This window comes from Marinobacter alkalisoli (assembly GCF_045449855.1).
Classification (GTDB): domain Bacteria; phylum Pseudomonadota; class Gammaproteobacteria; order Pseudomonadales; family Oleiphilaceae; genus Marinobacter.
In genome coordinates this window covers 168,168-175,179 of the sequence record NZ_JBJJLC010000048.1, presented here as the reverse complement: position 1 = coordinate 175,179, position 7,012 = coordinate 168,168, and the positions used below count along the sequence as shown (strand labels likewise).

General features: G+C 54.3%; 6 protein-coding genes. All 6 read right to left on the bottom strand.

Translation table 11 applies throughout. The annotated features are described in order from the left end of the window. A partial coding sequence (locus tag ACJO5Y_RS18120) for an electron transfer flavoprotein-ubiquinone oxidoreductase (protein WP_406989180.1) occupies window positions 1–1,622 on the bottom strand: 1,622 nt, incomplete at its 3' end. A gap of 32 nt (window positions 1,623–1,654) precedes the next feature. After that, entirely contained in the window at window positions 1,655–2,842 is a 1,188-nt protein-coding gene (locus ACJO5Y_RS18115) for an acetyl-CoA C-acyltransferase family protein (protein ID WP_406989178.1), read from the bottom strand. A 38-nt stretch (window positions 2,843–2,880) separates the two neighbouring features. Then, window positions 2,881–3,777, bottom strand: coding sequence for a 3-hydroxyisobutyrate dehydrogenase (gene mmsB, locus ACJO5Y_RS18110; RefSeq protein WP_406989176.1), 897 nt, complete (start codon window positions 3,775–3,777; stop codon window positions 2,881–2,883). Between the two features lie 13 nt (window positions 3,778–3,790). Beyond that, entirely contained in the window at window positions 3,791–4,891 is a 1,101-nt protein-coding gene (locus tag ACJO5Y_RS18105; protein ID WP_406989175.1) for an enoyl-CoA hydratase/isomerase family protein, read from the bottom strand. Beyond that, complete coding sequence (locus ACJO5Y_RS18100) at window positions 4,876–5,655, bottom strand: enoyl-CoA hydratase (protein WP_406989174.1); 780 nt, start codon at window positions 5,653–5,655, stop codon at window positions 4,876–4,878. Before ACJO5Y_RS18100 ends, ACJO5Y_RS18105 begins: the two co-directional genes overlap by 16 nt. A gap of 10 nt (window positions 5,656–5,665) precedes the next feature. Next, complete coding sequence (locus ACJO5Y_RS18095; protein WP_406989172.1) at window positions 5,666–6,832, bottom strand: acyl-CoA dehydrogenase family protein; 1,167 nt, start codon at window positions 6,830–6,832, stop codon at window positions 5,666–5,668. Between the last annotated feature and the right edge of the window lie 180 nt (window positions 6,833–7,012).

The following is a 7,012-nucleotide window of genomic DNA, read 5'->3' as shown; positions in this document are numbered from 1 at the left end:
CCTTCCGGAGTCACCCAGTTGATGTTCTGGGCAGGATCCTTGATATCACAGGTCTTGCAGTGAACACAGTTCTGGGCGTTGATCTGGAACTTCTTGCCGCTGCCGTCTTCGGCTTCAACCACCTCGTATACGCCGGCCGGGCAGTAACGCTGCGCGGGCTCGTTGTACTTGGGCAGGTTGTCCTTCAGCGGAATGTCCGGATCGGTCAGTTTCAGGTGAACCGGCTGATCTTCCTCGTGGTTGGTGTTGGAAATGAACACCGACGACAGCTTGTCGAAGGTCAGGGTGTTATCCGGTTTCGGGTAATCGATCTTCTTGGCCTCGGACGCCGGCTTCAGGGTGGCGTAATCCGGGATGGTGTCGTGCAGGGTGAACGGCAGGCTGCGATGCAGGATGTTCTGCTCGAAGAAGGCGATGCCGCCGCCAACCACATTACCGAATTTGTGCATGGCCGGGCCAAAGTTGCGCTCGTCATACAGTTCTTTGTAGAGCCAGCTGTCCTTGAAGCGATCGGCAAAGCTGGTGATTTCCTCACCGGACTTGCCTTCCTTCAATGCTTCGAACACCGCTTCCGCGCCCAGCAGGCCAGATTTCATGGCGGTGTGGGAGCCCTTGATCTTGGAGAAATTCAGGGTGCCGGCATCACAGCCCAGCAACAGGCCACCCGGGAAGCTCATCTTCGGCAGGGAGTTGAAGCCGCCCTTGGTGATGGCGCGGGCACCGTAGGAAACACGCTTGCCGCCTTCCAGATACTGTTTGAACTCCGGGTGCAGCTTGAGGCGCTGGAATTCATCGAACGGGCTCAGGTGCGGATTGCTGTAGGACAGGTCGGTGATCAGGCCGACATAGACCTGGCCATTCTCCAGGTGGTACAGGAAGGAGCCGCCCGTAGAGCCACTTTCACTCAGCGGCCAGCCCGTGGAGTGAACCACCAGACCTGGCTCATGCTTGGCCGGATCGATGTCCCACAGCTCCTTGATACCAATACCGTAGTGCTGGGGATCCTTGCCTTCGTCCAGCTTGAAGTCATTGATCAGGCGCTTGCCCAGGTGACCACGACAGCCTTCGGTGAACAGGGTGTACTTGGCGCGCAATTCCATACCCGGCATGTAGCCGTCTTTCTCGCTGCCGTCACGGGCCACGCCCATATCGCCGGTGATGATGCCTTTTACCTGGCCATCTTCAATGATGGTCTCGGAAGCGGCAAAGCCCGGGTAGACTTCCACGCCCAGGCCTTCAGCCTGCTCGGCGAGCCAGCGGCACAGATTGCCCAGGCTGATGATGTAGTTGCCATGGTTGTGCATGTTCTTGGGCACAAAGGCATTGGGGATCTTGGTCGCTTTTTCCTGGTTCTTCAGCAGGAAAATGTCATCCCGGGTGACCGGGGTGTTCAGCGGTGCGCCTTTCTCTTTCCAGTCCGGGAAGAGTTCATTCAGTGCGGTCGGCTCGAATACGGTACCGGCCAGGATATGAGCGCCGATCTCGGAACCCTTCTCAACGACACAGACTGTCAGTTCCTGTTCAGCTTCCTGCGCCAGCTGCATGACCCGGCAGGCTGCCGAAAGGCCAGCGGGCCCACCGCCGACGATAAGAACATCAAATTCCATCGATTCGCGTTCCACTTTGGTCTCCTCAGTTTGGTTCCGGACATTGGTCAAGCGCGCTCAAAGATCGCTGCGATGCCCTGGCCACCGCCAATACACATGGTTACGAGAGCGTAGCGACCGTTGGTTCGATGTAGCTCATAAATGGCTTTTGTCGAGATAATGGCGCCTGTGGCACCCACCGGATGGCCAAGGGATATACCTGAGCCATTTGGGTTCACCTTTGCAGGATCAAGTCCGAGCTCCTGAATAACGGCACAGGCTTGGGCGGCAAAAGCCTCGTTTGCTTCGATAACATCAATATCGTCCAGGGTCAGGCCGGTACGATGGAGCACTTGCTGCGTTGCGGGCACCGGGCCGATGCCCATGTAGTCCGGATCCACGCCAGCATGGGCATAACCAACCAGGCGAGCCAAAGGTTTGAGTCCCAGGGATGAAATTGACTGTTCTCCTGCCAGAACCAGCGCGGAGGCCCCATCATTAAGCCCTGAGGCGTTACCTGGGGTCACTGTCCCGTTTTCTTTGACGAACACGGGCTTCATACCCGCAAGCTGATCGTGTGTGACATCACCCCGAACATGCTCATCAATAGCAAAAAGGTTGGATCCCTTGCGTGTCTTGATTTCAAGGGGGGCTATCTGCTCCTCGAAGTAGCCGGAGGTTGTTGCATAGGCAGCCCTCCGCTGACTTTCCGCCGCAAGTTCATCTTGCTGTTTACGGGTAATCCCGTAACGCTTGGCCACATTCTCCGCGGTAACACCCATGTGGTTGCGTTTCCACGGGTCGTGCAAAATGCCGTTCATATAATCTGTCACACCAGAATCGCCAAGACGCGCGCCCCAGCGCATGGCGGGCAGAAGGTAGGGGCCTAGGCTCATACTCTCTGCGCCTCCTCCAATAGTGATATCAGTATCACCGAGCATGATGGACTGGGCTGCCGAAATAATGGCTTGAAGTCCCGAGCCGCAAAGGCGATTTACATTAAAGGCTGGTGTTTCAATCGGAATGCCTGAATCCATAGCGGCAACGCGGCTGAGATAGGCGTCACGAGGTTCTGTGGGGATGACGTTTCCCATTACCACATGGCCAACGGCTTCAGCTGGAACACCTGCACGTTCCAACGCAGCACCCACGGCGTGGGTAGCAAGGTGGCAGAGGGATTGGTCCTTTAGTGAGCCACCGAAACTGCCAATGGCTGTGCGTGCTGCACTGACGACATAAACCTGATTCTGAGACATACCCGTGTCCTCACTGATTGCTTCGGGAGAGTGAGCCGTTAGCCTTTCTCATTGTCCCGGTAGAAGTTCTGGATACTGGAAAAGTCCAGTGTTCCATTGCCCTGTTGGCCGTGGATTTGAAACAGGTTCCGGGCAAGCGATCCCAATGGGATGGGTGCCTTGTTGGTAACTGCATTGTCCAGTGCAAGGCCGAGATCCTTGCTCATCAGGTTCACCAGAAAGCCGCCCTGATACCCTTTGCTGGCGGGTGCATTTTCCATAACGCCTGGCCATGGGTTATAGCCGTTAAGTACCCAGTTTCCGCCAGAGCTTTGCTTCATGACTTCGGAAAGCACCTTCGGATCAAGCCCGTTCTTTTCCCCCAAAGCTAGGGCCTCGCTGGTACCACACATAAGAATGGACAGCAGCATGTTGTTGCAGATCTTTGCAACCTGTCCTGCTCCGTTAGCGCCGGCGTGGAAGATATTTTTCCCCATGGCTTTCAGAATTGGGTGTGCTTCATTGTAGTCACTCAGTGCTCCACCACAGATAAATGTAAGAGTGCCAGCGGTTGCACCGGCAACACCACCGGATACTGGCGCATCCAGGAACCGGATATCTGAACTTCGAGCAGCTTCAGCAACCTTGCGAGAGGTTTCTGGTGCGATTGTGGAGGAATCAATGACCAGGGTTTGAGCTTTCAACTTCTGCAATAGCCCCTCGTTCCCGAGATACAGAGATTCGACATGCTGTCCGGCAGGCAACATGGAAACCACTATAGTGGCTCCTTCTATTGCGGCGGTGGCCGACTCACATTTTCTGGCTCCAGCGTCGGCAACAACTTTAAGGGCAGCGTCAGATAGATCAAAAGCATTTACATGGTAGCCGGCCTTGACCAGGTTGCAGGCCATTGGCCCTCCCATGTTTCCGAGGCCGATAAACGCGATAGTTGTCATAACATGTTCCTTATTACTCAAAGAAGTGGTTGATCCAGGATGGCTCAAGATCCTCAATGGATGCGTAACGCCATCTTGGCTGCTTGTCCTTGTCAATTAGCAGGGCACGAACGCCCTCTGCCATTTCGCCTTTCTCCAGGCATCGAAGGGATAGCTTCCGCTCTTTTTCGAAGACCTCCAGAAGACTGTTGTAACGACACTCCTGATACTGTCTCCAGACTAGGGCTGCGGATGTTGGAGAGCCGGCTTCAAGCGTTGAAGCAGCTTTTTGCAGGGGTTTGGCGGCCCCCTTATAGCCAGTAATTCGTTTATGGATTACAGAAAGGGAAGTCGCGTCGGTCAGACTATCAATAGTGTCATACTCCTCCCAGATGACTGAGGGCGCCATGACTGACTGGCTCCGATCTTCCGCGTCACGGAGATGGGTGTCGATACACGTGCCGGGATCACTGGCAAGGGAGGTATCCGAGGTAATAGCTTCCATTACAGTGTCGCGGAGGCTGTGTTGAATACAGCGGTCTGCGAGGCCAACAAAGCGGGCGTCTTTTGCATTCAGGTGGATCCCTGTCAGCGCTATGAACAGGCCTGTCCGCCCCGGCATCCTGTTCAAAAACCAGCTGGCACCGACATCCGGGTACAAGCCAATAGTAATCTCTGGCATGGCTACCCGGGAAACTTCGGTGGCGACTCTGTGAGAAGCACCAGCCATCAACCCAAGACCGCCTCCCATCACAAACCCATTTCCCCAGACGATCAATGGCTTCCGGTACTGATGAATCAGGTAGTCCAGCTCGTACTCTTCAGTGAAAAAGCTGACTCCATCATTGAGGCGGTGTTTATTGGTCATGGATTCGTACAGGAAAACGACATCTCCACCAGCACAAAACGCTTTATCGCCTTCTCCCTCGAGCCAGACCGCTGCAATGCCTTTGTCGTCCTGCCAACGTTCAAGCTGTGGCTTCAGCATTCTGATCATTTCCAGAGTCAGAGCATTGAGTGACTTGGGCTGATTTAATCTGGCCACACCGATTTTCTTTCCACCGGCAGTATCGCGTTCTTCGAAAACGACTGATTGATTTGACATAGTTATTCCGGCCCTTACTGGTTTTTCCACTCAGGTTTGCGCTTTTCCAGAAACGCATTGACCCCTTCACGCTGGTCCTCTGTGTCGAACAGCTCCACGAACAACTCCCGCTCCATGCGCCAGCCATCCTCGTGGCTTCGACCGCTACGAGCACTCATAATCAGCTGCTTGCATCGTGCTATTGATGAAGGGCTTTGGTTGCAAGCTATCTGGGCTAATTCCATTGCCTGGCCGAAGGCTTCGCCTTTTGCAACAACCTGTTCCACCAACCCGATTCTTTCCGCAGTTTCCGCGGATATTCGTTCCCCACACAGAATCATCCGTTTGGCCCATCCTTCACCGACCAACCAGGGTAGATTTTGTGTGCCCCCGGCGCAGGGAAGTAGGCCGACACCGGCCTCAGGTAAAGCCATTTGGGATTGTTGTTCTGCAATTCGGATATCGCATGCCAGTGCGCATTCGAGCCCACCGCCCATGGCGTAACCATTAATGGCGGCTATGGATACACCTCTGAATTCGGTGAGTGCGCTGAAAGCATTACCAAAGGCTTGGGCCATTGCGTTCGCAGTACTTGTATTGCCTTCTGCAAACGTTTTGAGATCAGCCCCTGCAGAGAAGAATTTTTCACCCTCACCAGTAATCACCAGCGCATAGATCTCCGAGTCCTGATTCAGGCGTTTAACAGATTCCGCCAGTTGCTTAAGTGAAAATTCCGTCCAGGTATTGGCGGGTGGGTTGGCTATGGTCAGTACAGCGATGTGGCCTCGTTTTTCGAGTCTGACTTGTGCGTTCATAACAATGTCCTTACTGAATGGCTTCAACAACACCTGGCTCAAGCAATCGTCTCGCTGCGATCAGTCGCATGATTTCGTTGGTTCCTTCGAGTATCTGGTGAACACGAAGGTCCCTCACGTAGCGCTCAAGCGGGTATTCACGGATGTAGCCGTATCCGCCGTGAATTTGTAATGCGTCATTACAAACTTCAAAGCAGGCGTCAGTGGCAAAGCGTTTGGCCATTGCGCAGTGAAGGGTTGCTTCCGGATCCTGATGGTCCAGCTTCCAGGCACCGAGCCTCACCATCTGGCGGGCTGCAACCAGGTGGGTTGCCATGTCTGCCAGCTTGAACTGTAAAGCCTGGAAGGCGGCAAGTGGTTTGCCGAACTGCTGGCGCTCGTGCATGTAGTTTCGCGCTCGTAACAGTGCAGCCTGTGCGCCGCCCAGGGAGCAAGTGGCAATATTGAGTCGACCGCCATCAAGACCTTTCATGGCAATGGCAAACCCTTCACCTTCCTCCCCCAACCGGTTGCTGGCGGGAATACGCACCTGGTCGAAACTTACCAACCGGGTGGGCTGGCTATGCCATCCCATCTTATCTTCCGCCTTGCCGTAGTGAATACCCTCGGCATCTCCGGGGACGACAAAGGTACTGATGCCTTTGGCGCCACTGCCTGGTTCACCCGTGCGTGCCATTACAACCAATGCCTGGGTTGATCCGGCGCCAGAGATAAACACTTTTGAGCCGGTGATCAGGTAGTCATCTCCGTCCCGTTCAGATCGGGTCTTTAGGCTGGCAGCATCTGAACCGGCGCCCGGCTCCGTCAGACAGTAGGAGGCCAGGGACTCACCTGTCACCAGCTTTGGCAGAAATGATGCACGAACCTGGTCGCCACCAAAGTTGGCAATCATCCACGTCGCCATATTATGGATGGTTATGAATGCGGCAGTTGATGGGCATGCGGCTGCAAGCTCTTCCACTACCACCGAGGTGTCGAGCCGGCTAAGTCCCAAACCGCCATGATCTTCCGGAACATAGAGGCCGCAAAAACCCAGGGCGCCGGCTTCCCGAATGACATCAATCGGAAAGATGTGCTTCTCGTCCCACTCGGCTGCGGATGGAGCCATGCTTTTCTCGGCAAACGCCCGGGCGGCGTCCCGGAAAGCTTGTTGGTCTTCGGTCAGATTGAAATGCATTGATCACACTCTAAAAGTATTGATAATTATCATATGCTAGCATAGAGAATGGCGGCAGTGAACATTATCGAGCGTCGGCTTGTAGTTATAGTGCAAAGTATAGCAATGGTAACTGGTTGATCTATATATTAAATATTGAAATACAAGTTGACTTATTTATGATCTCATCGTTCTTCCTTG

Excerpts from the sequence above, each read along its gene's own strand:
- ACJO5Y_RS18095 (WP_406989172.1), bottom strand. The coding sequence starts at position 6,832 with ATGCATTTCAATCTGACCGAAGACCAACAAGCTTTCCGGGACGCCGCC.
- mmsB (WP_406989176.1), bottom strand. The coding sequence starts at position 3,777 with ATGACAACTATCGCGTTTATCGGCCTCGGAAACATGGGAGGGCCAATG.
- ACJO5Y_RS18100 (WP_406989174.1), bottom strand. The coding sequence starts at position 5,655 with ATGAACGCACAAGTCAGACTCGAAAAACGAGGCCACATCGCTGTACTG.
- ACJO5Y_RS18115 (WP_406989178.1), bottom strand. The coding sequence starts at position 2,842 with ATGTCTCAGAATCAGGTTTATGTCGTCAGTGCAGCACGCACAGCCATT.